Raw genomic sequence first — 26980 nt, 5'->3', positions numbered from 1 at the left:
GCGTGCATGCGGCACGCCGGAATCGGAGATCGCCCATGATTGCCGACGCGATCCAAGATCCCCGTCCTCGGCCCGTCGATCTCGCGGCCGCGCTGAACGCGTCCGGGATCATCGGTGCGTGGTCCTGGTCGCCGCGGGACGAGCGGTGCATCCTCGATGCCGGCGCCGCCGACGTTCTGGCCGGGGATTCCGGGCTCGCCGGGCGTCCGCTCCCGCTCTCGGTCGCCAAGGCCTGCGTTCATCCCGAGGACCGGCCGGCCGTGGTGCGGCAGTTCAAGGCGGTGCGCGCGCGCGGCGGCCTGTTCGTGGCCGAGTACCGGACGCTGTCGCCCTCCGGCCAGGTCCGCCGGATCCTCGATCGCGGTCGCATTCCGGCGGGCGCGTCGAGCCGGCGCCTCGGACACGGTATCATCATCGACGTGACCGATGCGTCGCCGCCCGCGGCTGCGGCGGCGGAGCCCGCGGACGCGCTCACGCAGGCGGTGGATCGGGCCCTCGAATGCCGCGACGCCCTGGAAGGGGTGGCGGATACCGAGCTTCAGCTCCTCGTCGACATGCTGCTGCTGCACCTGGGCCGGCACATCGCCAAGGCTTCCACGACCGGTGCGCGCGGTCGCGGCCACTGAGCCGGGCCGGCCCGGCTCACTGCACCAGAACGGCCTGGCTGCAGAGGGTGCCGTCGACATCGAGATCGGCGTAGCCGAGGCGCAGGCCGAGGCTGCGCAGCACGTTGTCGAGCACGAGGTCGATCGCGGGCGCCACGGCGCCCAGGGTCGTCGTCAGGGCCGACTGGAGCAGCGGAGCCACGCCGATCCCGTTGATGTTCAGCGTGAGGTTGCGCAGCAGGCTGCCAGTCAGCGACTGGGTCAGGTTGCCCGACGCGACCGAGCGCACGGTGTGGTTGGCGATGTCCGCCTCCGAGAAGGTCAGGGTCTGCGCGCCCGTACCCAGTGTCACCAGCGCGCGGCCGGAGACGGTGATCAGCGGCAGGGCGATCAGGGGGGCCGGTTGCGAGAGGTCCGGACCTGTGCTGCCGCCGTTGATCGCCGTGCGCGGCACGCCGGCGATCGCGAGGGTCGCCAGCCCGGTCTGCGCGTCGAGGGTGACCTGACGTCCGCTGGGCCCCGCGCAGGTGAGCGACCGCAGGGTCGCCTGGGCGGGCGCCACCTCGGCGTAGACCGGCAGGGTGAGGCTCCCGAGTCCGAGGGGCGCCGTGACCGTGGCCTCGATCAGCAGCCGGGTCTGCGCGGTCTGCACGGTGGCGTTCGGGCTGCCCGGGCGGACCCAGCCCGAGCTGCGCTTGCGCTCGCCGATCGCCAGGGTCAAGCGAGTCGCGAGCAGGCCCGGAATGGTCGCCCCGAGATCGACCGCCACCTGGTTCTGGCCGTTCGCCAGCGCGGCCGCGGCACCCAGAAGGTTCAGCACGTTGAGGGAGGGGCCGGCGAAGCCCCGGGGCGGCGCCAGCGCCGCGGCATCGCCCAGCCCGTCCACCTGGCCGATCGCGATGAGGTTGCCGGCATTCGGCAGGGCGTTGAGGATTCCCGAGAGGGCCGAGACGACGCTGCCATTGTCCTGCGCGGCGACCCGGAGCGCCATCAACATCTGCCCGACGCTGGCCTGCGCCTGGACGATGTCGGTGTAGTTCGCCGCCTGCATGTTGAGGCTCGCCCCGAGCGCGTCGAGCACCCGCAGGCCGTCCACGCGGGCGCTCGCCAGGGCGTCGTAGTCGCTGACGCTGAGCGACAGCTTGGCGCCCAGAAGCGCGCCGAGCAGGGCGTTGGCGATGCCGCCCTGGAGTTGCAGGGTGCCGGAACCGATCGTGAAGGCGGCGAACTGCGCGCTCGCCGCGGTGCCCGTGACCCGCAGCGGCACCGCGGCCGGAAGGCCGATCGCCCGGCCGAAGGTCACAGGGACCGAAGTCGAGAGACCGACCCGCACGGCGTTGGCCGGGCTGCCGCCGGCCTTGAACCGGCTGCCGGGCGCGGTTCCCGGCGCGCTGGCGTCGTAGCTGCCCGGGCTGACCGTGGCGGTCGCCGTGGCGTAGCCGTTGTCGCCGAGGGAGCGCCGCGCCGCCGTGTCCGCCTGGGCCGGATCGACGGCCGCCAGCATGGCGGCGATGTCCACCGCCCCCTGTGCCTTGCGCCGCGCCTGGAAGACCATGCCGAGGTCGATCCCGACCGCGCCCGCTCCCATCAGCATCGCGCTGCCGAGGGCGACCAGGATCGCGACGTTGCCGCCCCGGGCCGCCCGGAAGCGCCGTGCCCGGCCTGCGCGCGGCCCGGTCACAGGCCGCCCTTTCGAACGCTGACGGTGCTGCGCAGCACGCTCGGCAGCATCGGCAGCAGGCGGGAAAAGACGTTGATGCCCAGCGTCGTGGCGTCGAGGGTGACGGTGACCGTGTACACCGTGGCGTCGCTGGGATCCGGCCCGACCTGCACGACGATGCTGCCCGGCCGGAACATCGCGCCGGCGTTCAGGCTCTGGTTCACCATTTTCTGGGCGAGGCTGGCGCGCTCGGAATCGGTGACGCCCGCCACGGAGGCGCGTGCCGCCTCCGCGGCGATCTGGCGGAGGTTGTGGGCCGCGCCGAGACAGATCCCGAACACCGCGATCCCGGCGAACAGCAGGAGCAGCATGGGCGCCACGAGGGCGAACTCCACCGCGGAGCTGCCCCGCCGGCAGGTCCACCCCTTCGGCGCGCCACGCCGGCGCAAGCGCCGCAAGTCCATCGCATCGCCCTCCACGGGTCGCGCAGCCCGATGACTGCACGACCTATGGTGGCGCCGATCTTCTAACCAATGGTTGTTTTAATCGTCGATTATACAACCTTTGGGCGAAAACAGCCGCTCCGGTGCGGCGCCGGCAGGGGGGACCGCGCTGCGCCACCGCGTGCGGCGCCGACGCCGTCGCGCCGGGGCGGCCTCAGATGGCCGTCGGCGGCCGCAGCAGACCGATGCCGGCGGGATCGAAGGCCGCGCTCTTGATAATGGCATGAACGTCGCGCCCCGGCACCAGCCCGAGTTCGCGGACGGCAGCGGCGGTGACGCGCGCCACGAGGCGCGCGCCGTTGCAATCGATCTCCACCGCCGTCTCGGCTCCCGCCGGGGCGAGCCCGCAGATCCGGCCCGCCAGCACGTTGCGGGCGCTGAGCCCGCGAGGGCGCTCTGTGGCGACGAGCACGTCGCGGGCGGGAATCCGGACGCGCAGCCGCGTTCCGGGCGGGCGCGACAGCCCCGGCACCAGCAGGCGCCCGGCGGCGCCCGTCAGACGCGTGAGCCCGGTGGCGTCATCGATGGCCTCGACGACCATGTCGAGCAGCGCGCCGGCTTCGGACTCGTGGATCGGGACGAGATCGGCCCGGCGCAGGATCGTTTCCGCGGGGCCGGCGGCGGCCACGCGCCCGGATTCCAGCACGATCACCGTGGTGGCGAGCCGTGCCACCTCGGACACTGCGTGGCTGACGTAGAAGATCGGGATGCCGGCCTCGTCGCGCAGGCGCTCGATATAGGGGAGGATCTCGGCCTTGCGGGCCTCGTCCAGGGCCGCGAGGGGCTCGTCCATCAGCAGGAGGCGCGGTCTGGCCAGGAGGGCCCGGCCGATCGCCACCCGCTGGCGCTCACCCCCCGAGAGCCCGGCAGGCCGCCGGTCGAGGAGATGGTCGATCCCGAGCATGCCCGTCACCGCCGCGAAGGCCACCGGGTCGGCACGGTGCCGGGCGAAGATGCGGCCGTAGCCGAGGTTGGTCCGGACGCTGAGATGCGGGAACAGCCGCGCATCCTGGAACACCACGCCGACCTGTCGCCGATGCGGCGGCAGGATCAGTCCCGCCGCGGTATCGACCCATGGGGCCCCCCCGACCGTGATCCGGCCCCGATCCGGGCGGGCGAGGCCGGCGATCAGGTCGATCAACGTGGTCTTCCCCGAGCCCGAGCGCCCGAACAGGGCGGTGAGCCCCGGCCCGGCCTCGAAGGCGGCCTCGAGCGCGAAGGCGCCGAGCCGGATCTGGACGTCGACCTGGATGCTCACGCGGCGGGACTCGGGTAACAGGGGCCGCGGCGCGTTCCGGCGCCGGCCCGGACTCGCCCGCGATGATTACGGTCCATCACCTCGAGAACAGCCGGTCGCAGCGCGTGCTCTGGCTGCTGGAGGAACTCGGCCTGCCCTATCGCGTGACGCGCTATGCCCGCGATCCCCGGACCCTGCGCGCGCCCCCCGAGCTCGTGGCCGTGCACCCGCTCGGCAAGGCGCCGGTGATCACCGACGGCGAGACGGTGGTCGCCGAGACCGGCGCCATCGTCGCTTATCTCACGGAGCTGGCCGGCGCGAGGCTCGTGCCCGAACCGGGGACGGAGGCGCGGCGGCGCTACGTCTACTGGTCGCATTACGCCGAAGGGTCGGCGATGCCGCCGCTGCTGCTGAAGCTGGTCTTCGGTCGGCTGGCGCCGAGCAGCCCTTGGCTGCTGCGGCCCCTCGTGCGCCGGATCGCCGACACGGTGCTGCGGGGCTTCGTCGATCCGGATCTGCGCCGGCATGCAGCCTTCTGGGAGGCGGAGCTCGCGGACCGGCCGTATTTCTGCGGCACCGATTTCTCCGCGGCCGACATCCTGATGAGCTTCCCGCTGGAGGCTTTCGCGGCGCGCGGCACGGGAACGGGCCCGCAGGTCACGGATTGGCTCGCACGCATCCATACCCGCCCGGCCTATCAGAGGGCGCTGCAGCAGGGCGGCCCCTACGCCTATGCCTGAGCGGGTCTCCCCCTTGGCGGCGGCGGCCATTCAGCCCGCCCCCAGCCGTCGACCGGCCCGCGTGGCGAGGACTTCCGAGATCAGAAGGGCCGAGACCGACAGCGCGATCGAGATCAGGGTGAGGCGCAGGGCAGGCCCCTCCCCGCCGGGCACCTGCGTCAGCGTGTAGATCGCCGACGGCAGCGTCTGGGTCTCGCCGGGGATGTTCGACACGAACGTGATGGTCGCGCCGAACTCGCCCATCGCCTTGGCGAAGGCCAGCACGGCCCCCGCGAGGCAGCCGGGCAGGCTGAGCGGCAGCGTGATGGTCAGGAACACCGCGAAGGGATTCGCCCCCAGCGTCCCGGCCGCCTGCTCCAGCCGCCGGTCGACCGCCTCGATCGACAGCCGCATCGCCCGCACCATGAGCGGGAACCCCATCACCGCGCAGGCGAGCGCCGCTCCGGTCCAGCGGAAGGACAGCACCACGCCGATCTCGGCGAGGGGGGCGCCGAGCAGACCGCGCCGGCCGAAGGCCAGCAGCAGCAGGTAGCCGGTGACCACCGGGGGGAGGATCAGCGGCAGGTGGACCAGCCCGTCGAGCAGGGCGCGGCCGGGAAAGCGGCGCCGCGCCAGCAGCCACGCCACGGCGAGGCCGGGCACGAGGCTCGCAAGCGTCGCCACCGTCGCCACCCGAAGGCTCAGGCCGACGGCGGTCCACTCCTCCGGGGTCAGACCGAACACGGGGCCGGCGCGCCGCTACTGGCTGGCGCCGGGCTGCGCAACCACCGTGAAGCCCTGGCGCTCGAAGAAGCCCCGGGCCTCCGGGCCGCGCAGGTAGCCGAGCAGGGCTCCGGCATCCGGGTTGCGCGAAACCTTGGTCACGGCCGCCGGATAGATGATCGGCGGGTGGCTGTCGGCCGGGAAGGTCGCCAGCACGTGGACGCTCGGGTCCGCGGCGGCGTCGGTGGCATAGACGATGCCGAGGGGCGCCTCGCCCCGCGCGACGAGCAGCAGGGCGGCGCGCACGTTCTCCGCCTGCGCCACCTGCCCCTTCACGGCGTCCCAGGCGCCGAGCTTCTCCAGGGCCGCCTTGCCGTACTTGCCGGCCGGGACGGCGTCGATCGTCGCCATGGCCAGCCGGCCGCCGCCGAGAATCCGCGTCAGCGTGGTGCCGAGGTCCGGCGCCAGGGCGATCTGCGGGGCCGCGGCGCCGTTCTTCGGACCCGGCGCGATCAGCACCAGGGCATTGCGCAGGAAATCGATCCGCGATCCGGTCTTCAGGAGCCCGGCCCGGTCCACGTAGTCCATCCAGGCGAGGTCGGCCGAGATGAACAGGTCCGCCGGCGCCCCCGCCTCGATCTGCTTGGCGAGGGCGTTCGAGCCCGCATAGGAGACCCGCGCGGTCTTGCCCGTCGCCCTGGTCCAGGCGGCCGAAGCGTCGTCGAGGGCGTTCTTGAGGCTGGCGGCCGCGAACACCACGACGGGCTCCTCCGCCCGCGCCGCCCGATCCGCGGGGGCGAGCGCCAGCGTTGCGAGGGCCAGCGTGGCCAAGATCCGTCGGGTCAGGCGCATGGATGGGGTCTCCCCGGTCGCGACCCGCTATATCCGGCGGGGAACGACGAGGATCATAGGGACGTGGCGGCCGCCGGCCAAGGCCGGCGGTCACGCCGGGAAGGACGCCCTCCTCGGATCACCCCAGATTGGCGTCGCGGCGGTCCTTGGGCTCGGCCTCGGCGCGGTGCAGGCGGCTCAGCAGAACCAGGAGGTGGCCCGGGAGGGGCCCGTCCGGTGCGGGGCCCCCGAAGATCCGCTCACGCGGTCGGGACTGCACGGCCGTGCCGGTGACGACCACGGGCCCACGCGGGCCGGAACGCCGGGACTTGGTCACGCTGTACGCACCCTGCTCAATCGTGATTCACGTAAAAAGCCGGCAAAAACGCCGCCCGAAGCGGCTGGTTCCACGGCCCCGGTGGATCATGTGATTAACGCGCGACCATCGTGCCGCATCCCTGGGCAGTCGCGCGCACGAATCGAAAGGCGGGGCTCACCAGGTCCGGATGTCGCGGCCTTCCACCGGCTGACTCTCCGGCGCGCCGCTCATGCCGTCCGCAACCAGCAGCGCCCACAGCGTGGCCGCGGCCGTGGTCACAACCGCGAAGGCGACGCTGATAAGGAGAGGCGATGTCATGGCAGCACGATCGTCTGTCAAAACCGGCGCGCCGCTCCACGAAGTGCGGCGCGCCTGAGTCGAGGGTCTGGCCTTGGGGAAGCCGAGATTGTTTAAGCACGCGCGATGCCCCTGGACACTGATTTAGATCGCTGAGATCACAAGTATTGACCCTTGTGTCTGTCCGGCAACAAAGGGCGGGACCGCGCGTCGGCCGCGCGTCGGCCGCGTCTCCCGGGCCTCCCTGCGCCGGCGGGGACCGTATTTTTTCGCGCCAGCCCCTGGGCTGCGGCGCGCCCCGGCGTTACAGCCCGGCATCATGCTCGAAGGCCTGCCGCCCCACCGCCCGTCTCACGTCCTGCGCCTGCTGACCGATGAACGGTCGGCCCGGGCGATGACCGACCTCCTGGGTGAGATGTTCGATCCCATGGACACGGCCGTCGCCGCCTTCGAGGACGAGGACGGCCGCACGTGGCGCCTCGAAGCCTATTTCGCCGACGCGCCCGACGAGGATTACGTCCGGGACCTGATCCGGCCCGTCATCGGCGATGCGGCGGATGCGGCCGAGTTTCGCACCATCGAGCAGCAGGATTGGGTTCGCGCGTCGCTCGAGGGGCTGAAGCCGGTCCGGGCGGGACGCTTCCTCGTCCACGGCTCGCATGACCGCGACGCCGTGCGGGGCAACGATCTGCCCATCGAGATCGAGGCGGCCCTCGCCTTCGGTACCGGCCACCATGGGACCACCCTGGGCTGTCTGCGCGCGCTGGTCTCGGAGCTGAAGCGCCGGCGCCCGGCCCATGTCCTCGATGTCGGTACGGGAACCGGGATCCTCGCCTTCGCGGCCGCCAAGGCCCTGCGGCAACCCGTCGTGGCCGGCGACCTCGACGCGGAGGCCGTGCGCACGGCCCGCGAGAACGCCCGGGCCAACGGGCTCGGGCCCTATCTCAAGCTCTACGAGGGGCCGGGGGTGCGCCACCGCCTCGCCGACCGGCCGCGCCATTTCGATCTCGTCTTCGCCAACATTCTGGCCCGGCCCCTGCGGCTCCTCGCGCCGACGCTGACGCGCGTGGTCGCCTCCGAGGGCGTTCTGGTCCTGTCCGGCCTGATCGCGCGCGACGTGCCCGGCGTCCTCTCGGCCTACCGCCTCCAGGGCTTCTCCCTCGTCCGCCGCGGCATGATCGAGGGATGGGTCGCCCTGGTCCTGATGCGCGGCGGCGCCGCCCGCCGCCCACGGCCCTGAGGCGCCCCGAACCGGCGGCGCGCCGGCGCGTTGATTGGCCATGAGCCAGACGTCGCTCCATGATCCGCCCGCGGACCCCATCGCCGAGGGCGCCCGCGCCCGGGCCCAGGGCCGTCCCAAGGACGCCTGCCCCTATCCGGCGAATTCGCCCGCACGCCTTGCGTGGTTCGAAGGTTATGACGGCGCGCCCATCGAGCGCATGCCGGACCTGCCGGTCACGAAGCGCTGATCAGCGCGCGGTGCGGAGCCGGCCCGACGGCGTCGAACGATCCGACGTGGGGGCGGTTTCGGCTGCTGTTTCCGCCCCGTCTGCCCGCGACACGGGAGCGCCGAGCGCCGCCATCAGCACGCGCAGACCGTCCACCCATTCCTCGAGTTCGGCGAGCGAATCGAATCCGTCCCGGCGAACCACCGTGTCGGGTTCGATCGTCACGATGGCGTCGAAGCGGCCATCGGGTCTGTCGCTGATCCGGTAGTAGACGCGGCGTGGCATGTCTGAGGAATAGGCCAAATCCGGCGGCGTGATAAGATTGTTAGCGATCTTTTAGGCACCGCACCCGGGCGCCTCCTCTGAGGACGGGGTGTTGCGGCGTGGGAGCGGCGGGCGCTAGGCTCGCCTCATGACTGAGCCCCGTCCGCCCCAGCCGCGTCAGCGCTTCCAGAGCTTCGACGACCCGAGCCACCGGAAGGGCGCCGAGCGGATCGAGGCCTTGCGGGCCGCTCTCCGTGAGAACGGGATCGACGGTTTCGTCGTGCCCCGGGCGGACGAGCACCAGTCCGAATACGTTCCGGCCGACGCCGAACGCTTGGCTTGGCTCACCGGCTTCACCGGCTCTGCAGGGACGGCCGTGATCCTGATGGAATCCGCCGCGCTGGTCGTCGACGGCCGCTACACCCTGCAGGCGCCCGAACAGGTCGATACCGGCATCCTCACTGTGGTGCCGCTGGCCGAGTCGACGCCGGAAGCCTGGATCGGCGTCCACCTCAAGAGGGATCAGGTTCTGGGCTACGATCCCTGGCTGCATACACCCGACGGTCTCGCACGCCTGGAGCGGGCCGCCACCCGGGCCGGCGGCACCGTGCGGGCCGTGCCGAACCTCGTCGACGCCGTCTGGGCGGGCCGCCCGAGGGCCCCCGCCGGACCGGTGGTGCTCCATCCGGATGCCCTGTGCGGCGAGGCCTGCACCGACAAAATCGCCCGGATCCGGGCGGCCCTCGCCGAGGGCGGCTGCGATGCCCTGGTCATCTCGGATCCGCACAATCTCGCCTGGGCCTTCAACCTGCGTGGCTCCGATGTCGGTCACACGCCCCTGGCCCTCGGCTATGCCATCCTGCCGCGCGAGGGGTTGGCGCGGCTGTTCCTGGTCTCGCCCGAGGTCGATCCGGCGCTGCGCGCGGTGCTGGCCCCGATCGCCGAGATCCTGCCCCGGGCGGAACTGGACGACGGGCTGGGATCCCTCGCCGGCGTGCGTGTCCGCCTCGACGCGGCGACCGGCGCCGTCGCCCTGAAGGAAAAGATCGAGGCTGCCGGCGGCACTGCCGATGTCGGCAAGGATCCGATCACCGGCATGAAGGCGGTCAAGAACGCCGCCGAGATTGCCGGTGCGCGTGCCGCCCATGTCCGCGACGGGGCGAGTGTCGTGCGGTTTCTTGCCTGGCTCGACGGTGCGGCCGCGGCCGGGGGCCTCACCGAGATCGCCGCCGTCGAGGCCCTTGAGGATTTCCGCGCGGCGGGCGGCGATCTGCGCGAGGTCTCGTTCCCGACGATCTCGGGATCCGGGCCGAACGGCGCGATCGTCCATTACCGGGTGAGCCGCGCCACCGACCGGACGGTCCGGACCGGCGAGTTGTTCCTGATCGATTCCGGTGCGCAGTATCCGGACGGCACCACCGACATCACCCGCACGGTCGCGGTGGGCACGCCGAGCGCCGAGATGCGCGACCGTTACACCCGGGTGCTGAAGGGCCATGTCGCGATTGCCCGGGCGGTGTTTCCTGTCGGTACGACCGGCGCCCAGATCGACGCCTTCGCCCGGGCGCCGCTCTGGCAGGCGGGGCTCGACTTCGATCACGGCACCGGCCACGGCGTTGGCGCCTTCCTGTCGGTGCACGAGGGACCGCAGCGGATCGCCAAGACCGGCACGGTGGCGCTGGAGCCCGGCATGATCCTGTCGAACGAGCCGGGCTATTACGCCCGCGGCGCCTACGGCATCCGGATCGAGAACCTCGTGCTGGTCGAGCCCCGCACGATCGCGGGCGGCGAGCGCCCGATGTTGGGCTTCGAGACCCTGACGCTCGCCCCCTATGATCGGCGGCTGATCCAGCCGGACCTGCTCGAACCGGAAGAGCGCGCCTGGATCGATGCCTATCACGCCCGGGTGCGCGAGACCCTGGCGCCCCGGGTCGATGCCGGGACGCGCGACTGGCTGGAGCGTGCGACCGTGCCGCTCGCGGACTGAGCGATCGGCGTGGGATCCCGGGCACGGCCCGTGGTAAGACCCACCGCCATCGAAACGACCGCGCTGGCCCGGATATACCGTGCGTGAAACCGCGCCGGCCCTGCGCGCGAAGGGACAGCATGATCCGCCGCCTCGCCATTCTGATCCTGGCCTTCGCCGCGAGCCTCTCGGCCGCCGCAGCCCAAGGGGTCCCGCAGGGCTTCCGCACGCCGGCCGACCTCGTGCGGGCGAGCCTCGTGGCCGAGCCCGCCGCGGTCGCCGGCGCACAGCCGTTCACGCTGGCGGTGCGGATGCAGATCAAGCCCGGCTGGCACGTCTACTGGCGCAACCCGGGCGATTCCGGACTGCCTCCGGAGGTGACCTGGACCCTGCCGGCCGGCTTCAACGCCAGCGCGATCCGGTGGCCGGCGCCGGAGCGCATCCCGATCGCGACCCTCATGAATTACGGCTACGAGGGTGAAGTCACGCTCCTCGTGCCCGTGACGCCGCCGCCGAGCCTCGACCCGGCCAATCCCGTTCAGATTCAGGCGAAGCTGACCTATCTCGTCTGCGAGACCGAGTGCGTCCCCGGTTCGGCCGATCTCGCCCTCACCCTGCCGGTGGGCAAGGCCGAGCCGGACCCGGCCAACGCCGCGCTGTTCGCGCGCGCCCGGGCTGCCCTGCCCGCGCCGGCGCTCTGGCCCCTGCGCCTGTCGAGCCAGGGCGACACGCTGCAGCTCGATTTCGCCGCGACCGGCCTGAAACCCGAATCCATCCGGAACGCCGCCTATTTCCCCTATGCCGAGACGGCGATCGACAACGCCGCCGCGCAGGTGATGACCGTCGACGAGACCGGTCTGCATCTGACCATCGCGCGCAGCAGCCCGACCGATCCTTTGCCCGCCGCCCTGCCCGGCGTCCTGACGATCGACGAGGTCGGTACGGACGGCACCCGCCGCCTCGCCTTCGCGTATGGTGACGAGCCGGTGCTTCCTGCCGTCGCGGCCGCGTCGAGCGCGCCGAATCCGGCCGGAGCCCCGCCGGCCGCCGCCGAGTTCGACGCGCTGACCCTCGCGACCGCCGCGGCCTTCGCCTTTTTGGGCGGCCTGATCCTCAACCTGATGCCCTGCGTCTTCCCGGTGCTGTCCATCAAGGTGCTGAGCCTCGTGCGGCATGCCGGCGAGGGCCCGGCGCGGCTGCGGCTGCACGGCCTCGCCTACACGGCCGGCGTGCTGGCGAGCTTCCTCGGCCTCGCATCCCTGCTGATCGCCCTGAAGGGCGGTGGGGCCGCGATCGGCTGGGGCTTCCAGCTGCAATCGCCCGCCATGGTCGCAGCCCTCGCCTATCTGCTGTTCGCTATGGGCCTGAGCCTGTCCGGAGTGGTCCATGTCGGCGGCCGGCTCGCCGGCCTCGGAGACGGCCTGACCCGGCGTGCCGGCCTGAGCGGCTCGTTCTTCACGGGTGTGCTGGCGACCCTGGTGGCGACCCCCTGCACGGCGCCGTTCATGGGCTCGGCGGTGGGCTTCGCGCTGACGCAGAGTGCCGGTGTCGCGCTCGCCGTCTTCGCGAGCCTCGGCCTCGGCCTCGCCCTGCCCTTCCTGGTGCTGACCCTCTGGCCGCCGGCCCTGCGGGCGCTGCCGCGGCCGGGCGCCTGGATGGAGACCCTCAAACAGGTCCTGGCCTTCCCGGTCTACGCCACCGTGGCCTGGCTGATCTGGGTTCTGGCGCAGCAGGTCGATCCGCGTGGGCTGCTGGCGGCGCTGATCGGCCTCGTCCTGGTGGGCTTCGCCGCCTGGGCCTGGGAACACGGCCGCGCCGCCGCGCCCGGGGCGGGCCGGGTCGCGCGGGTCGCTGCGGCCCTCGCGCTAATCGCCGTGTCGGCCCTCGCCGTGACCCTTCCGCGGGACCGCGCCGCGCCGTCGGCGCAGGCCGCCGCCGACGGGGTCGAGCCCTTCACTCAAGCGCGTCTCGACGCCCTGGTGGACGCGCACCGCCCCGTCTTCGTGGACATGACCGCCGCGTGGTGCATCACCTGCGCGGTGAACGAGGCGACCTCGCTCAACACCAAGGCCGTGCGGGCCGCGATGGCCGAGCGCGGCGTGACCTACATGAAGGGCGACTGGACCAACCAGAATCCCGAGATCACCCGTCTGCTGGAGAAGCACGGGCGCAGCGGCGTGCCGCTCTACCTCCTCTATACCGGAACCGGAGCGCCTCAGGTGCTTCCGCAGATCCTCACCGAGGGGACGGTTCTGGCGGCGCTCGACGCCGTGCCGGTCGCGTCCGGCCGGAGCGCGGCGCTGACCCGCTGAATCTGCGCGAGGCCCGGGGGGCCGCCGGGCCTCGCAGCATCCGCCGGCCTCGAACGTCCCTGGCTCCCTTCGCTGCAAGCGGGCGGGCGGCGCGGCCGACCGGCCTCCGGCCCGGAACCCTTTGTCCCGGAACGCTTCGCGCCCCTCTCAAGCGTCGAGCGAGAACGTCTCGTCGAAGGCGTAGCCCGAGCCGCGGACCGTACGGATCGGGTCGGCTTGGCGCGGGCCGTTCAGTGCCTTGCGCAGCCGCCCGACATGGACGTCGACCGTGCGCTCGTCGATGTAGACGTCGTGTCCCCAGACCCCGTCGAGGAGCTGCTCGCGGGAGAAGACACGGCCCGGCGCCAGCATCAGGAATTCCAGCAGACGGAACTCTGTGGGGCCGAGATGCAGCTCCTCGCCGCCGCGGCGGACGCGATGGCCGGTGCGGTCGAGTTCGAGGTCGCCCGCCGCCAGCCGGTCCGAGACATGGGCGGGCTTGGCCCGGCGGAGCAGCGCGCGGATCCGGGCAAGCAGTTCCGGGACGGAGAACGGCTTGACGATGTAGTCGTCGGCGCCCGTCCCGAGACCGCGGATCCGGTCGCCCTCCTCGCCCCGGGCAGTGAGCATGATCACGGGCAGCCGCTCGGTCTCCCGGCGCGCCCGGATCCGCCGGCACAGCTCGATGCCCGACAGGCCGGGCAGCATCCAGTCGAGCAGGACGAGATCGGGGATCCGCTCCGCCAGGAGCAGCTCCGCGTCGTCGCCCCGAGCCGCGGAATCCACCAGAAAGCCCTCGGCTTCCAGATTGTAGCGCAGCAGCGTGGTCAGCGCCTCCTCGTCCTCGACGATCAGGACTTGCATGCTCACGTTCGAAGATCCGTTCACGAAGCGGCGCCATACGGCCTGCAGGCGCGCCGACTCTCCTTGGAGTTGGCGGGCAGGCAGAGGGTGCAGGAGGCGCCGCTCAGCCTCAACCCGCACGCTCCGATTCTCCGGCGGCGCCCCACAGGAGCGCGCGCAGGCCGACGCCTGGACCGGGGGCGGCCCGCTTACGGAGCCGGCACCCCGTCCACGGTCGCATAGTTCGACGCATCGTTCTTCGGCCGGTCGCCCGCCAGGGCCTCGCCCGTGGCGAGATAATGGATCGTCTCGGCGATGTTGGTGGTGTGGTCGCCGATCCGCTCGACGTTCTTGGCGCAGAACAGAAGATGCGTGCAGAACGAGATGTTGCGCGGATCCTCCATCATGTAGGTCAGGAGCTCGCGGAACAGCGAATTGTACAGGGCGTCGATCTCGCCGTCCCGCTCCCAGACATCGTGGGCTGCCTGGACGTCGCGGCTCGCATAGGCGTCGAGAACGTCCTTGAGCTGGCCCTCCGCGAGGTCGCTCATGTGGCGCACGCCGAGAACGATCTTCTGGGCCGGCGCCTGATCGGAGATCGCCACCACCCGCTTGGCGACGTTCTTGGCGAGGTCGCCGATCCGCTCGAGGTCGCCGGAGACGCGGATCGCCGAGATCGTCTCACGCAGATCGATCGCCAGGGGCTGACGCCGGGCGATCAACAGCACGGCGCGCTCCTCGATGTCCCGCTGCAGGGCGTCGAGGCGCTTGTCGGCGACGATCACCGCCTGGGCGAGCGTGTCGTCCCGGCGCACGAGGGCGTCCGTCGCCTCCGCGGTCATCTTCTCGGCCACGCCGCCCATCTCCGAGATCGAGCGACGCAGGTTCTCCAGGTCGGTGTCGTAGGAGGTGACGATATGGCCGGGCATGGCGAATCCTTCGATGGGTCCCGGGGGCGGCGCTCCGGGGAGGCCCTCGGGGACCCGCCGGCCCTCCGCGGATGCGGCGACCGGACGGCCTTCCCCGAGACCGGAGCGTCCAGGCAGACTAGCCGAACCGGCCGGTGATGTAGTCCTGGGTGCGGCGTTCCGTCGGGTTCATGAACATCCGGTTGGTCGGACCGAACTCGATCAGCTGGCCCAGATACATGAAGGCGGTGAACTGCGAGATGCGCGCCGCCTGCTGCATGTTGTGGGTGACGATCACGATGGTGAACTCGTCGCGCAACTGCTCGATCAGCTCCTCGATGCGGCCGGTGGAGATCGGGTCGAGGGCCGAGGTCGGCTCGTCGAACAGGATCACCTCCGGGCGCTGCGCCACCGTGCGGGCGATGCACAGGCGCTGCTGCTGGCCGCCCGACAGGCCCGTGCCCTGCTGCTTGAGCTTGTCCTTCACCTCGTCCCAGAGGGCGGCCTTGCGCAGGGAGGCCTCGATCCGGCCGTCGAGTTCGGATTTCGGCAGCTTCTCGTAGAGGCGCAGGCCGAAGGCGACGTTGTCATAGATCGACATCGGGAACGGCGTCGGCTTCTGGAACACCATGCCGATGCGCGAGCGCAGCTCGTTCAGGTCGATGGAGGGGCTGAGGATGTTCTCGCCGTCCAGGAGGATCTCGCCCTCGGCCCGCTGCTCCGGATAGAGGCTGTAGATCCGGTTGAAGCAGCGCAGCAGGGTGGACTTGCCGCAGCCCGAGGGCCCGATCAGCGCCGTGACCTGCCGGTCGTGGAAGTTGAGGTTGACGTCCTTCAACCCGTGGAAGCTGCCGTAGTAGAAGTTCAGGCGCTTCACGGCGATCCGCACGGGACCGCCCTCGTCGGCGCGGTTGCGGTTCAGCTCGACCGTGGGGATCGCGGAGGCGGCGTTCATCGTCGTGTCCTCGAAGGGTCTCAGCGCGAGGTCTGCGGCTTGATCACAAGGCGGGCAATGATCGACAGCACCAGGATGGTGGCGGTGATCAGAAGCGCGCCTGCCCAGGCGAGGCCCTGCCAGTTCGGATAGGGCGACAGGGCGAACTGGTAGATCATCACCGGCAGGTTCGCGACGCCGCCCATCAGGTTGGCCGAGAACCAGGAATTGTTGTTGAGGGCGGTGAACAGCAATGGCGCCGTCTCGCCGGCGATGCGCGCCAGGGCCAGGATGATCCCGGTGACGATGCCGGCCGAGGCCGCCCGCCACGTGACGTTGATGATCACCGTCGAGGGCGGCGCCCCGAGCGCCGCGCCGGCCTCCCGCAGGGTTCCGGGGACGAGCCGCAGCATGTCCTCGGTGGTGCGGACGATCACCGGAACGGCGATGATCGCGAGCGCGACGCCGCCGGCCCAGCCCGAATAGGTGCCCATCGGCCGCACCATCAGGGTGTAGACGAACAGGCCGATCAGGATCGACGGCGCCGAGAGCAGGATGTCGTTGAGGAAGCGGATCAGGGCTGCGAGCTTCGAGCCGCGCCCGTACTCGGCCAGGAAGGTCCCGGCCATGACGCCGACCGGCGTCGCGATCACGATGCCGATCCCGGTCAGGACGAGGCTGCCCAGAATGGCGTTGGCGATGCCGCCGCCCTCGGATCCGGGGCCCGGCGTCGGGTTGGTGAACAGGGTCGGCGTGAAGCCGCGCACGCCCTGAACGATCAGCATCACCAAGATCGAGCCCAGGACCAGGGCACCCACCAGCGTCGCCCCGGTGCAGGCAACCCGCAGCGTGCGGTCGGCGATGCGCCGGCCCTGACGGACCCGGCCGGAGCGGCGCCGGGGCGCCGCGGTCATCGTAGGGGAGGCGTCCATCGCGCGTGCTCCTCAGGCGGCCTGGACGCGGCGCGTCAGCAGCCGGGCGATGATGAGCACCACGAAGGTGATCACGAACAGGATGCAGCCCAGAGCCATCAGGGCGTTGAGCTGGAGGCCGTCGGCTTCGTTGAACTCGTTGGCAATGCGCGACGCGATGGTCGAGCTCGGATCGAAGATCGAGGCCGAGAGGCGGTTGGCGTTGCCGACCACGAAGGTCACCGCCATCGTCTCGCCCAGCGCCCGGCCGAGGCCGAGCATGATCGCCCCGATGATCGAGACCGAGGCCTGCGGCACCAGCACGTGGCGCACCACCTCCCAGGTGGTGCAGCCGATGCCGTAGGCGCTCTCGCGCAGCACGGTCGGGATCTGGTCGAGCATGTCGCGGGCGATCGAGGCGATGAACGGCACGATCATGATCGCCAGGATGATCCCGGCGGTGAAGACGCCGACGCCCGAGGGCACCCGGGCGTAGAACAGCGTGCCGACGATCGGCATGCCCTCGACGAGGTTCGAGACCGGGATCTGGATGTAGCGCGCGAAGAGCGGCGCGAACACGAACAGGCCCCACATGCCGTAGATGATGCTGGGCACGGCGGCGAGCAGCTCGATCGTCATGGCGACCGGCTTGCGGGCCCAGCCCGGGCAGAGCTGGGTGAGGTAGACCGCGATCCCGAGGGAGACGGGGACGCCGATCAGGAGCGCCAGGAAGGCGGAGGCGACGGTCCCGATCACCGCCACCAGGGCGCCGTACTGCTCGGTCCCGACGTTCCAGGCGCTGGAGGTCAGGAATCCGAAGCCGAATTCGCGGAAGGCGGGCCAACCGCCGTAGAGGATCGAGCCCAGGATGCCGGCGAGGACGAGCAGCACCAGCAGCGCTGCGGCATACGAGGAGGTCCGGAACAGGGTGTCGAGGCTCCGGCTCGGCGCCTTCCGCGCCGTCGCGGAACGGGTTCGGCCGAGGGCGATCGATTCTGTCAAAGCGGGCATCCGCTGTTCTCTGCGAAGAGGGCGTGGTAGCGCGGGGCGTTCCGAGAAGCGAGGGAGGAGGTTCCCACCTCCTCCCGGCCACGCTCACATGTTGAAGACGGGCTTACCGTCCTTGCCCTTCACGTCCTTCCACTCCTGGTGGATCAGCTCGACGACGTTGTCCGGCAGCGGGACATAGTCGAGGTCGACGGCAAGCTTGTCGCCGTTCTTGTAGGCCCAGTTGAAGAACTTGAGCACATCGGCGGACTTGGCCGGATCGACGGCGTCCTTGTGGACCAGGATGAAGGTCGCCGCCGTGATCGGCCACGCCGCCTCGCCCGGCTGGTTGGTCAGGGAGATGCCGAAGCCCGGGGTCGCCTTCCAGTCGGCGCTCGCCGCCGCGGCCTGGAACGCCTTGTCGTCGGGCTGCGGATACTTGCCGGCCTTGTTCTGCAGCAGGGCGTAGGAAAGCTTGTTCTGCTTGGCGTAGGCCGACTCGACGTAGCCGATCGCGTTCGGGACCTGCTTCACCGTGGCGGTCACGCCCTCGTTGCCCTTGCCACCCTGCCCCACCGGCCAGGAGATCGTCGTGGCGGCGCCGTATTCCTTCTTCCAGGGCTCGGAGACCTGGGACAGGTAGGTGGTGAAGATGTTGGTCGTGCCCGACGCGTCGGAGCGGTAGACCGGGGTGATGTTGGAGTCGGGGAGCTTCAGCCCGTCATTGAGTTTCGCGATCCGCGGATCGCTCCACTTGGCGATCTTGCCGGCATAGATGTCGGCCAGCACGTCGCCGGTGAGCTTGAGCTTGCCCGGCTCGATCCCGGGGATGTTCACCACCGGCACGACGCCGCCCATCACGGTCGGGAACTGGACGAGACCGTCCTTGGCGAGCTGCTCGGGCTTGAGGGGCGCGTCGGTGGCGCCGAAATCGACCGTCTTCGCCTGGATCTGCTTGATGCCGCCCCCGGAGCCGATCGACTGGTAGTTGAGGCCCGAGCCGGTCTCCTTGCGATAGGCCTCGGCCCACTTGGAGTAGACCGGGAAGGGGAACGTAGCCCCGGCGCCGGTGATATCGGCGGCGAGCGCCGCGGACGCCAGCTGAACCGTCGCGAGGCCGACGGCGAGCGCGTAAGCGAAGGGTCTCAAGGGATTCTCCGTTGCCGTCGGGCAAGAGCCTGCGCTGCCCTGCCGGCAAGCCCATGCCCGCGGCAGAGCTCTGCGGCCGATCTTCCGAAGAGACCCAGCGCCGGCCGCCCGATGGAGGGGCGCATACGACAGGCAGATGACACCGGGATGACATCGCGCCGTGGGCCCGACGGCACGGTTCGTGGTTCTCGCGCGTTCATAACCCGCATGGGCAGCGGCAATGCCGGGGCAATGCCAGCTGCAGCGGTAGTGGCAGCGGCAGTTACAGCGGGAGGACGTCGGATCGTGGGCGGCGAGGAGGTCGATACGGGGGCGGATGCCGACCCGGTCTGGTCGGCCCTGCATGCGGAGCGGGAGGCCGTGGAGCGTGCCCTCACGCTGGCGCAGGCGCGCCAGAAATTCTCCACCGATCCGGAGCTGGCGGCCGCAGCGCGGCGCGAGGAGGCCGAGCTGCTGGTCAACCTCGACCGGGTGCTGACGTTGATTCGTGCCGCCGAGTATCGTCGACGGCCGGGGGCGCGCCGCTGGTAGCGGCGCGGGGCCGGATCAGATCGCCCGGCGCAGCTCCCGCTCCTTCTGGCGCAGTCGCAGAAGCAGCTCGACGTGCGTGTCGGTGATCGGCTGCGTGTCGACGCTGCCTTCGTAGACCGTGCGAAGGTTGAGGCCGAGCTGGCGCGTGTCGAGCGCCCGCTTCAGCGACTGTCCCGCAGGCAGATGCCCATCGGACTCGACGATAGCCGGCTTCATGGCTCCCTCCCGCCCATCGACCGCCCATGCCTTCCGCGGTACCGGGATGACGGCACTTTCAAGTCGAATAGTTAACGCATCGTTAAGCTCAACCAACGGTTAAGGCTGTCGCCGGGCTACGCCTCGGCGCCCTGAAGCAGGCGCGCGGCTGCCGCCCGGGCTTCGTCGGTGACGGTGGCGCCCGCCAGCATCCGGGCGATCTCCTCCCGGCGCTCGGCGACCGGCAGGCTCGACACGCGGGTGGCGACGCGGCCGGCCCCCTTCACGGGCGCCTTGGCGATCAGGAAATGCGTCTCGGCGCGCGCGGCAACCTGGGGGGCATGGGTCACCGCGACCACCTGCACGGTGGCCGCCAGCCGGGCGAGGCGCAGCCCGATGGCGTCCGCCACCGCGCCGCCGACCCCGGTATCGATCTCGTCGAAGATGAGGGTCGGAGCGGAGCCCTTATCGGCCAGCACCACCTTGAGCGCCAGCATGAAGCGCGACAGCTCGCCACCCGAGGCGACCTTCATCATCGGACCGGGCTTGGTCCCCGGGTTTGTCTGGGCCCAGAACTCGACGCGGTCGGTGCCGGCGGCATCGCGGGAATCCGGATCCGTGACGATCTCGGTGATGAACCGGGCCCGCTCCAGCTTGAGGGGCGGCAGCTCGGCCTTCACGGCGGCGTCGAGCTGCTTGGCCGCCCGGCGGCGCCCGGCGCTGAGCTTCTCGGCAGCCTCGGCGTAGGCGGCCTCCGCCGTCGCGAGCCCCTCCTCGAGGCCGGACAGCGCCGCCTCGCCGGCATCGATGGCCGCGACGTCGTTGGCGTAGCGCTCCGCCAGGGCGGCGAGGTCGTCGGCGGGCACGTCGTACTTGCGCGACGCGGCGCGCAGGGCGAAGAGCCGCTCCTCCACGCGCTCCAGGTCGCGGGGATCGAACTCCGTCTCGGCCACCGCCGCATCGAGGACCGCCCGGGCTTCGTCGAGGGCGACCATCGCGGCGTCGAGGGCGTTCACGCACGGGTCGACGAGGGCCGGCAGCTGCGCGGCGCGGCGCTCCAGCTTGCGCAGGGCGGCCGAGAGATGCGGCACGCCGGAATGGGGTCCGCCGACCGCCTCCAGCGCCTCGTTGAGTTCGCGCGCCACCTTCTCGGATTGCTGCATGATGGTGCGGCGCTCGGCGAGCTGCGCCTCCTCCCCCGGAAGCGGCGCGAGTTCGGCGAGTTCCTCCACGGAATGGCGCAGGAAGTCGGCCTCCTTGCGGGCCGTCTCGACCCGGGCGCGGTGCTCGGCGAGTTCGGTCCGAGCCGTCCGGACGGCCCGAGCGGCGGTGCCGACCTTGGCGAGCTGGGGCTGAAGCCCGCCGAAGGCGTCCAGGATCGCACGGTGCGAGGCGGGGTCGGCGAGCGCCCGGTCGTCGTGCTGCCCGTGGATCTCCACAAGGGCCGCGCCGATCGCCCGCAGGACCTGCACGCCCACCGGCTGGTCGTTGACGAAGGCGCGGGTCCGGCCGTCCGCCATCTGGGTCCGGCGCAGGATCAGGTCGCCCTCGGTGTCGATCTCGGCCTCCTCCGCGATCCGGCGCGCGGGATGGTCGACGGGCAGGTCGAAGACCGCCGTGACCACGCCCTGCGCCTCGCCGTGACGCACCAGGCGGCCGTCGCCACGACCGCCGAGGGCCAGGGCGAAGGCGTCGAGCAGGATCGATTTGCCCGCGCCCGTCTCTCCGGTCAGGACGCTGAGTCCCGATCGAAAATTCAGTTCGAGCCTGTCGATCAGGACGATGTCGCGAATCGCGAGCTGCGCCAGCATGCGGCGACGGGGATTCCTCAGGACGGGACCGCACACATAAGGCCGCTGCGGCGCGGATTCACCCCAAAAATGCGTCGCACCACGCAAGGGGGCGCCGCAACGGGAAAGGCCCGGAGCGGCGGCTCCGGGCCTCGATCTGTGCGCGGGACGGCCCGGTCGCGGGCTCCGATGCCTACTCGGCCGAGGCGGTCTTGCCGGTGACCGTGCGGTAGATCTTCGAGAGGAACGAGGACTTCTCCTCGCGGGGCTCGAGGCCGCCCTGAGCCAGGAGCGCGTGGGCGTCCTTGTACCAGGGGCTTTCCGGGAAGTTGTGTCCGAGCACCGCGGCGGCATTCTGCGCCTCCTGGGTGATGCCCAGCGCCCAGTAGGCCTCGGTCAGGCGCTCGAGCGCCTCCTCGGCGTGGCGGGTGGTCTGGTACTTGGCGACCACGTCGCGGAAGCGGTTGATCGCCGCCGGGAAATTCCGCTTCTCGAGGTAGAAGCGGCCGATCTCCATCTCCTTGCCGGCGAGCTGATCGCGGGTGATCTGGATCTTCGCCTTCGCGTCGGCAGCGTATTCCGATGTCGGATACTTCTGTACCAGTTCCTGGAGGGCGACGAGCGCCTTCTCGGACCGGTCCTGATCGCGGGTGACGTCCGGGATCTGCTTATAGTTCGACATCGCCATCAGGTACTGCGCGTAGGCGGCGTCCTTGCTGGCCGGATGCCGCTGCAGGTAACGCTTCGAGGCGCTGATGGCGTCGTCGTATTTCTGGCCTTCGTAGTTGGCGTAGGCCGTCATCAGCAGTGCCTTCCGAGACCACTCGGAATACTGATACTGCTTGTCCAGATTGTCGAATTTCTTGACTGCGCCCTCGTAGTCGCTGTCCTCGAGCTTGGCCAAGCCATCGCTGTACAGCTTGTCGGCCGGGACGTCCGGGACGACTTCGGGTTTGTACTTCTCAGCGAAGATGCTGGTCGGGTCGAAGTCGCAGCCGCCGAGGCCCAGGCCGAGGATGGCCACGAGGGGCGCCGCGAAGGCCGCTCCCCGGCGATGACGAATGGTGACAGGCATCTGGCGCTCTTTCCCGGAACCGGCGCCGTCTCGCGCCGTCATGCCATCGCGTGGGTGGATCCGGCCCGCCCCGGGCCGTGCCCGCCGTTCACGGACCGTTAAACCGTGCCGTTCGATTCGGGCACGAAAGCGGCAAGGCTGCGGCAGCCAGGATCGGTTGCCGGCTGTGTCCCACCGGCCACAGGCGCTTTCTAGAGGTCGCCCGCGAAGGCGGCGATGCCGAGGCCGACGCCGAGTTCGGACAAAACGGTCTCGCGGCGCGAGCCCTGCGCCTCGACGATGGCGTAGTTCGCCCGGTCGGCGAAGAGGGCCGAGAGCACGCCGACATTCATCCGGTGGCCGCCGCAATAGGAGCGGTACGCGCCCTGGATCGGCAGCCCGGCCAGCGCCAGGTCGCCGATCGCGTCGAGGATCTTGTGGCGGACGAATTCGTCCTGGAAGCGCAGCCCCTCGGGGTTGACCACCGCGGTCTCGCCGACCGCCACGGTGTTCTCCAGCGAGGCGCCGAGGGCGAAGCCCGCTTTCCAGTAGCGCTCCACGTCCCGCATCATCCCGAAGGTGCGAGCGCCGGCGATCTCGCGGCGATAGGTGGCGGGCGAGAGGTCCATCGCCTTGCGGGAGCGGCCGATCACCGGGCTCTCGAAATCGATCTCGACATCGAGGCGGAAGCCGCGATCGATCGGACGCAGCTCCGCGAAGGACATGCCGGTCTCGATGCGGACGTGGCGGAGGATCTTGAGCCAGCGCCGGGGGGTGTCGCAGGTGGCGATCCCCACTTGGTCGATCGCCTGGACGAAGGGGAGCGCGGATCCGTCGAGGATCGGCATCTCCGGGCCGTCGATCTCGATCAGGGCGTTGTCGACGCCCAGGCCGAACAGGGCGGACATCAGGTGCTCGACGGTGGCGACTGCGCCCGTCTCGACGTCACCCAGAACGGTGCAGAGTTCCGTGGCAGAGACGAGGGCGTGGTGTGCCTTGATCAGGCGGTCGTTGCCGTGAGTGGTGCCGGTGCGGAGGAAGGCGATGCCATGATTGGCCGGAGCGGGCCGGATCGTGATCTCGGCGGGATTGCCGGAGTGAACTCCGATGCCCGAGAGAGTCGCCGGCCCTTTGAGGGTCGTCTGTTTGTGCGTTCGCATTCCTTAGCCCCCGGGCGCGACCAGATCCCGACACCCCGACCGGGGGTGAAGAGAAAACCGACTGATCCGTCCGCTGCTTGATGCCCTAGCCCACGCGATCAGGTTGTGTCCCGATGCGTGTCGTCTCGATCACATGGTTTCTATAGCTGCACCGCACAGGGCAGCCAAATCACGGATTCTTACGGTCTGTTACAGACACGCTTACCGGCTCGTTGCCGCAAAACGCTGGTCCACCAAAGGCTTAAAGCTTGGTTAACGCATGGCTAACCGGCGGCCGTTCTGTGGCGCGGATGCACCACGGTCCCGGCCTCGCGAGACGCCGCATGCCCACGCGATGGGGCCTGTTTCAGGCCGTAACAACCACGAGTTGCTTTGTTGCAGCGCGAAGGGGCCGGCGGTTTCCCGCCGGCCCCCTGCCGTGTCCGAGATCTCGGCCTGTCAGTTCGCCTGACGGCGCAGGAAGGCGGGGATCTCGAGCTGATCGTCGTCCATCATCCGGGGCTGCGCGGAGACCCGGCCCTGCGCGTCGAGGTTGCCCTGGGCCGGGCGGTATTGCGGCACCGCGGGCGCGGCCGGGGCACGGGGGGCCGGCGGCACGTGGGACTGGGCCATGTGCGGTTGGGCCATGTGCGGCTGGGCCATGTGCGGCTGGGCCAAATGCGGCTGCGGGGCGGCGGGAGAGGCCGGCCGGGCCGCCGGGGCGCCCTCCATGTCCTCGCGGCGGCCGCCGAAGCCCACGGTGGCGAGCCGGCGCAGCAGCGAGGTCCGCTTGGATTCCGGAGCGGCCTCCTCGGCCGCGCGGTTCGCCATGATCTGGGTCTGGGCGATCGGCGGCAGCTCGTGGATCTGCGGCATGCGCGGAGCGCGGGCGAGCGGCGTGCCCGTCGGGGCGGCGGGACGCGGCGGCACGAACGGGCCAGCCTCGATGGCCGGTGCCGGCTCGGCCCGCTGCGGTGCGGGAGCCGGGACGAACGGTGCCGCGGCGCGCGCCTGGGCCGGGGCGAGCACGACGTCGTCGCGGGTCACCGGCGCGGCGCTCTCCATGCGGCTCTCGATCCGCGGCTCGGCCCGCATCTCCGTGCTGGGCTGCGGCACGGGGGCCGGCGCGGCCGACTCGGTGCGGATGCTCGGCACCGGCGAGGCGGCGCGAGAGCGGGCCTCGGCCCGCAGGCGCTCGGCAACCTCGGCGATGCGCTGCTCGGTCTCGGCGATGGCCGGGTTGTTGGGCGAGTTCGCCGAGATCAGCAGCGGCTCGATGCCGGTGGCGACCACCGACACGCGGATGATGCCGTCGAGGCTCTCGTCGAAGGTGGCGCCCAGGATGATGTTGGCGTCCTGGTCGACTTCCTCGCGGATGCGGGTCGCGGCCTCGTCGAGCTCGTACAGGGTCAGGTCCGAGCCGCCCGTGATCGAGATCAGCAGGCCGCGGGCCCCCTTCATGGAGACGTCGTCGAGGAGCGGATTGGCAATGGCCGCCTCGGCGGCGCGGTTGGCGCGCTTCTCGCCGGACGCCTCGCCGGTGCCCATCATGGCCTTGCCCATGCCACGCATGATCGCGCGGACGTCGGCGAAGTCGAGGTTGATGAGGCCTTCCTTCACCATCAGGTCGGTGATGCAGGCGACGCCGGAGTAGAGCACCTGGTCGGCCATCGCGAAGGCGTCCGCGAAGGTGGTCTTCTCGTTGGCGACCCGGAACAGGTTCTGGTTCGGGATCACGATCAGGGTGTCGACCGCGGCCTGCAGCTCCTGGATGCCGGATTCGGCGGTGCGCATGCGGCGCATGCCCTCGAACTGGAACGGCTTGGTCACGACGCCGACCGTCAGGATGCCCATGTCGCGGGCCGCACGGGCGATGACCGGAGCGGCGCCGGTGCCGGTGCCGCCGCCCATGCCGGCGGTGATGAAGCACATGTGGGCGCCCGAGAGCTGGTCACGGATCTCGTCGATCACTTCGTCGGCGGCGGCCGAGCCGACCTCCGGGTGCGAGCCGGCCCCGAGGCCCTGCGTCACACCCAGGCCCATCTGGATCACCCGCTCGGCCTTCGAGGAGGTGAGCGCCTGGGCGTCCGTGTTGGCCACGACGAATTCGCAGCCGAGCAGGCCCGACTCGATCATGTTGTTGACGGCGTTGCCGCCGGCGCCGCCGACGCCGAAGACGGTGATGCGGGGCTTGAGTTCCCGGATGTCCGGCGCCTGGAGGGTGATGGCCATGGTGTCGAGCCTCTCGCTAACTGTGCTTTCCGTGCGACGCCTGGGCGCCGGATACTCTTCGATCCGCCCGTCCGCGGGGGCGGATGCGAAACCCTAGAAGCTGTCCCGGAGCCAGCGGCCGACCCGGTTCAGGTAGTTGTCGGTTCCGGTCGCCGCGAAGGCGCCGTGCCCGCGCGGCTCGAAATGCTCGGCATGCGCCACCTGCGGGTAGACCAGCAGGCCGACCGCCGCCGAGAAGGCCGGGCCCTTTGCGGCTTCCGGCAGACCCCGGATCCCGAGGGGCCGTCCGATTCGCACCTGACCCTGGAGGACGCGGCGGGCGACCTCGGGCAGGCCGACGAGCTGGCTGGCGCCGCCGGTGAGGACCACGCGCCGTCCGGCCTGGGCCGCGAAGCCCGCGTCCCGCAGGCGGTCGCGGACCAGCTCGACCACCTCCTCGACCCGCGGCTTGATGATCCGCACGAGCTGCGAGCGCGGGATGTGGGCCGGGGCCTCGCCCTCGTCCTCGCCGACCCCGTGCACCGCGATCATGTCGCGGTCGTCGGAAGGCGTGGACAGGGCCGAGCCGTAGAGGGTCTTCAGCCGCTCGGCCGCGGCCATCCGGGTGGAGAGGCCGCGGGCGATGTCCATGGTGACGTGGTGGCCGCCGACCGCCAGGGCGTCCACGTGGACAAGGTGCCCGCCGGAGAACACGCCGACGCTGGTGGTGCCGCCGCCCATGTCGACGACGCAGACGCCCATCTCAGCCTCGTCGTCCACGAGCGCGGAGAGTCCGGCCGCGTAGGGCGTGGCGATCACCGCCTCGACGCCGAGGTGGCAATGCTCCACCGCCAGCATGACGTTGCGGGCGGCGGCCAGCTCGCTGGTGACCACGTGCAGGTCGACGCTGAGCGCCTCGCCGATCATGCCCGACGGGTCGATGACGGCGCCCTGCCCGTCCAGGGCGTAGCCGGTGGGCAGGGCGTGCAGCACGGCCCGGCCGGGGCTGACGCCGTGGGCGCTCGCGGTCTCGAGCACCCGCTCGACGTCGCTGCCCGTGACGGTGCCGGAGCGGACGTTCACCCGCGCCTGGAAATGCTGAGAGGCGAGCCGGCCGCCCGACATGTTGACGATGACCGACTGGACCTCGACCTTGGCCATCCGCTCGGCGGCGTGGACCGCCTGACGGATCGCGCCCTCGGCGGCGGCGAGGTCGACGATGGCGCCGCCCTTCAGGCCGAGCGAGCGCTGGTGGCCGATGCCGATGATGCGCGCGAGGTGGGTGCGCCCGCGCAGCGTGGTGAGCGCCTCGGCGGGCTGCAGCTCGGCGATGAGGCAGACCACCTTGCTCGTGCCGATATCGAGCACCGAGAGGGTGGTCGAGCGCCGGGCGGAGAGCGGCTTCAAGCGCGGCGTGAGGCCGTGTTGGCTGTGCATTGACGCTACCGGACGCGGGAGGCGGGAC

27 protein-coding genes are annotated in these 26980 nt (G+C 71.0%); 7 read left to right on the top strand and 20 right to left on the bottom strand.

The genetic code is table 11. The features are described 5' to 3' along the window. Positions 1 to 35 precede the first annotated feature (35 nt). Entirely contained in the window at positions 36 to 626 is a 591-nt protein-coding gene (locus tag PQI07_RS19885; RefSeq protein ID WP_043355134.1) for a PAS domain-containing protein, read from the top strand. 16 nt (positions 627 to 642) lie between these two features. Here PQI07_RS19885 and PQI07_RS19880 read toward each other — a convergent pair whose 3' ends face one another. From PQI07_RS19880 to modC, 3 genes are all read right to left on the bottom strand, one after another. Next, positions 643 to 2286, bottom strand: coding sequence for a TadG family pilus assembly protein (locus tag PQI07_RS19880; protein ID WP_274927261.1), 1644 nt, complete (start codon positions 2284 to 2286; stop codon positions 643 to 645). After that, positions 2283 to 2729 (bottom strand): TadE/TadG family type IV pilus assembly protein, encoded by a 447-nt coding sequence (locus PQI07_RS19875; RefSeq protein WP_043345500.1) that lies wholly within the window; start codon positions 2727 to 2729, stop codon positions 2283 to 2285. Before PQI07_RS19875 ends, PQI07_RS19880 begins: the two co-directional genes overlap by 4 nt. A 193-nt stretch (positions 2730 to 2922) precedes the next feature. Then, positions 2923 to 4026 carry a molybdenum ABC transporter ATP-binding protein gene (modC, locus tag PQI07_RS19870; RefSeq protein ID WP_274927260.1) on the bottom strand — a complete coding sequence of 368 codons (1104 nt, stop codon included), beginning with the start codon at positions 4024 to 4026 and terminating at the stop codon, positions 2923 to 2925. Between the two features lie 62 nt (positions 4027 to 4088). Between modC and PQI07_RS19865 the strand changes: the two genes are divergently transcribed. Then, a complete protein-coding gene (locus PQI07_RS19865; RefSeq protein WP_043384205.1) occupies positions 4089 to 4745 on the top strand; it encodes a glutathione S-transferase in 657 nt (218 codons plus the stop codon). Positions 4746 to 4775: 30 nt separating this feature from the next. Here the strand turns inward: PQI07_RS19865 and modB are convergent, their stop codons facing one another. From modB to PQI07_RS19845, 4 genes are all read right to left on the bottom strand, one after another. Further along, entirely contained in the window at positions 4776 to 5468 is a 693-nt protein-coding gene (gene modB / locus PQI07_RS19860) for a molybdate ABC transporter permease subunit (RefSeq protein WP_043345507.1), read from the bottom strand. A 15-nt stretch (positions 5469 to 5483) separates the two neighbouring features. After that, the gene (modA, locus tag PQI07_RS19855; RefSeq protein WP_274927259.1) at positions 5484 to 6299 is read right to left on the bottom strand and encodes a molybdate ABC transporter substrate-binding protein; all 816 of its coding nucleotides are present in this window, start codon (positions 6297 to 6299) and stop codon (positions 5484 to 5486) included. Positions 6300 to 6417: 118 nt separating this feature from the next. Further along, positions 6418 to 6615, bottom strand: coding sequence for a hypothetical protein (locus PQI07_RS19850; protein ID WP_043345513.1), 198 nt, complete (start codon positions 6613 to 6615; stop codon positions 6418 to 6420). A 156-nt stretch (positions 6616 to 6771) separates the two neighbouring features. Then, the gene (locus PQI07_RS19845; RefSeq protein ID WP_167380412.1) at positions 6772 to 6915 is read right to left on the bottom strand and encodes a hypothetical protein; all 144 of its coding nucleotides are present in this window, start codon (positions 6913 to 6915) and stop codon (positions 6772 to 6774) included. 298 nt (positions 6916 to 7213) lie between these two features. Here PQI07_RS19845 and PQI07_RS19840 point away from each other — a divergent pair, with 298 nt between their 5' ends. Further along, on the top strand, positions 7214 to 8134 hold the full coding sequence (locus PQI07_RS19840; protein WP_043384208.1) for a 50S ribosomal protein L11 methyltransferase: 921 nt from the start codon (positions 7214 to 7216) through the stop codon (positions 8132 to 8134). Between the two features lie 40 nt (positions 8135 to 8174). Next, a complete protein-coding gene (locus PQI07_RS19835) occupies positions 8175 to 8363 on the top strand; it encodes a ribosome modulation factor (RefSeq protein ID WP_043345517.1) in 189 nt (62 codons plus the stop codon). On the opposite strand, the gene PQI07_RS19830 is transcribed toward PQI07_RS19835, so the two are convergent. Beyond that, a complete protein-coding gene (locus tag PQI07_RS19830; RefSeq protein ID WP_179696677.1) occupies positions 8364 to 8627 on the bottom strand; it encodes a hypothetical protein in 264 nt (87 codons plus the stop codon). Between the two features lie 127 nt (positions 8628 to 8754). On the opposite strand from PQI07_RS19830, the gene PQI07_RS19825 reads away from it, so the two are divergent. After that, entirely contained in the window at positions 8755 to 10593 is a 1839-nt protein-coding gene (locus PQI07_RS19825) for an aminopeptidase P family protein (RefSeq protein ID WP_274927258.1), read from the top strand. A gap of 119 nt (positions 10594 to 10712) precedes the next feature. After that, a complete protein-coding gene (locus PQI07_RS19820; RefSeq protein ID WP_274927257.1) occupies positions 10713 to 12884 on the top strand; it encodes a protein-disulfide reductase DsbD family protein in 2172 nt (723 codons plus the stop codon). A 147-nt stretch (positions 12885 to 13031) separates the two neighbouring features. Here PQI07_RS19820 and phoB read toward each other — a convergent pair whose 3' ends face one another. The 6 genes from phoB to pstS all read right to left on the bottom strand — a co-directional run bounded on the left by phoB (position 13032) and on the right by pstS (position 18595). Next, entirely contained in the window at positions 13032 to 13727 is a 696-nt protein-coding gene (gene phoB, locus PQI07_RS19815) for a phosphate regulon transcriptional regulator PhoB (protein WP_043345521.1), read from the bottom strand. A gap of 188 nt (positions 13728 to 13915) precedes the next feature. After that, positions 13916 to 14635 (bottom strand): phosphate signaling complex protein PhoU, encoded by a 720-nt coding sequence (gene phoU, locus PQI07_RS19810; RefSeq protein ID WP_043345524.1) that lies wholly within the window; start codon positions 14633 to 14635, stop codon positions 13916 to 13918. 118 nt (positions 14636 to 14753) lie between these two features. Further along, the gene (gene pstB / locus PQI07_RS19805; protein ID WP_043345526.1) at positions 14754 to 15569 is read right to left on the bottom strand and encodes a phosphate ABC transporter ATP-binding protein PstB; all 816 of its coding nucleotides are present in this window, start codon (positions 15567 to 15569) and stop codon (positions 14754 to 14756) included. A 20-nt stretch (positions 15570 to 15589) separates the two neighbouring features. Beyond that, positions 15590 to 16480, bottom strand: coding sequence for a phosphate ABC transporter permease PstA (pstA, locus tag PQI07_RS19800; RefSeq protein WP_075380270.1), 891 nt, complete (start codon positions 16478 to 16480; stop codon positions 15590 to 15592). 12 nt (positions 16481 to 16492) lie between these two features. Continuing rightward, positions 16493 to 17470, bottom strand: coding sequence for a phosphate ABC transporter permease subunit PstC (gene pstC, locus PQI07_RS19795; RefSeq protein ID WP_043345529.1), 978 nt, complete (start codon positions 17468 to 17470; stop codon positions 16493 to 16495). Positions 17471 to 17554: 84 nt separating this feature from the next. Beyond that, positions 17555 to 18595 (bottom strand): phosphate ABC transporter substrate-binding protein PstS, encoded by a 1041-nt coding sequence (pstS, locus tag PQI07_RS19790; protein ID WP_043345532.1) that lies wholly within the window; start codon positions 18593 to 18595, stop codon positions 17555 to 17557. Positions 18596 to 18880: 285 nt separating this feature from the next. Here pstS and PQI07_RS19785 point away from each other — a divergent pair, with 285 nt between their 5' ends. After that, complete coding sequence (locus PQI07_RS19785) at positions 18881 to 19126, top strand: hypothetical protein (RefSeq protein WP_043345535.1); 246 nt, start codon at positions 18881 to 18883, stop codon at positions 19124 to 19126. A 15-nt stretch (positions 19127 to 19141) separates the two neighbouring features. Here the strand turns inward: PQI07_RS19785 and PQI07_RS19780 are convergent, their stop codons facing one another. The 6 genes from PQI07_RS19780 to ftsA all read right to left on the bottom strand — a co-directional run bounded on the left by PQI07_RS19780 (position 19142) and on the right by ftsA (position 26952). Beyond that, positions 19142 to 19342 carry a hypothetical protein gene (locus PQI07_RS19780; RefSeq protein ID WP_043345537.1) on the bottom strand — a complete coding sequence of 67 codons (201 nt, stop codon included), beginning with the start codon at positions 19340 to 19342 and terminating at the stop codon, positions 19142 to 19144. Between the two features lie 116 nt (positions 19343 to 19458). Beyond that, a complete protein-coding gene (recN, locus tag PQI07_RS19775) occupies positions 19459 to 21132 on the bottom strand; it encodes a DNA repair protein RecN (protein ID WP_043384223.1) in 1674 nt (557 codons plus the stop codon). 172 nt (positions 21133 to 21304) lie between these two features. Next, entirely contained in the window at positions 21305 to 22186 is an 882-nt protein-coding gene (locus PQI07_RS19770) for an outer membrane protein assembly factor BamD (RefSeq protein WP_043345570.1), read from the bottom strand. A gap of 191 nt (positions 22187 to 22377) precedes the next feature. Continuing rightward, positions 22378 to 23325, bottom strand: a complete 948-nt coding sequence (gene lpxC / locus PQI07_RS19765) for a UDP-3-O-acyl-N-acetylglucosamine deacetylase (RefSeq protein ID WP_274927256.1) — start codon at positions 23323 to 23325, stop codon at positions 22378 to 22380. 438 nt (positions 23326 to 23763) lie between these two features. Continuing rightward, positions 23764 to 25536: a cell division protein FtsZ gene (gene ftsZ / locus PQI07_RS19760; protein ID WP_043757589.1), complete on the bottom strand. Its 1773-nt coding sequence runs from the start codon at positions 25534 to 25536 to the stop codon at positions 23764 to 23766. 93 nt (positions 25537 to 25629) lie between these two features. Next, positions 25630 to 26952 (bottom strand): cell division protein FtsA, encoded by a 1323-nt coding sequence (gene ftsA, locus PQI07_RS19755; RefSeq protein WP_043384227.1) that lies wholly within the window; start codon positions 26950 to 26952, stop codon positions 25630 to 25632. Positions 26953 to 26980: the final 28 nt, after the last annotated feature.

Source organism: Methylobacterium sp. 092160098-2, from assembly GCF_028920805.1.
Classification (GTDB): Bacteria; Pseudomonadota; Alphaproteobacteria; order Rhizobiales; family Beijerinckiaceae; genus Methylobacterium; species Methylobacterium fujisawaense.
The sequence above is the reverse complement of the archived record's forward strand: the minus strand, read 5'-3'. Positions and strand labels throughout refer to the sequence as shown.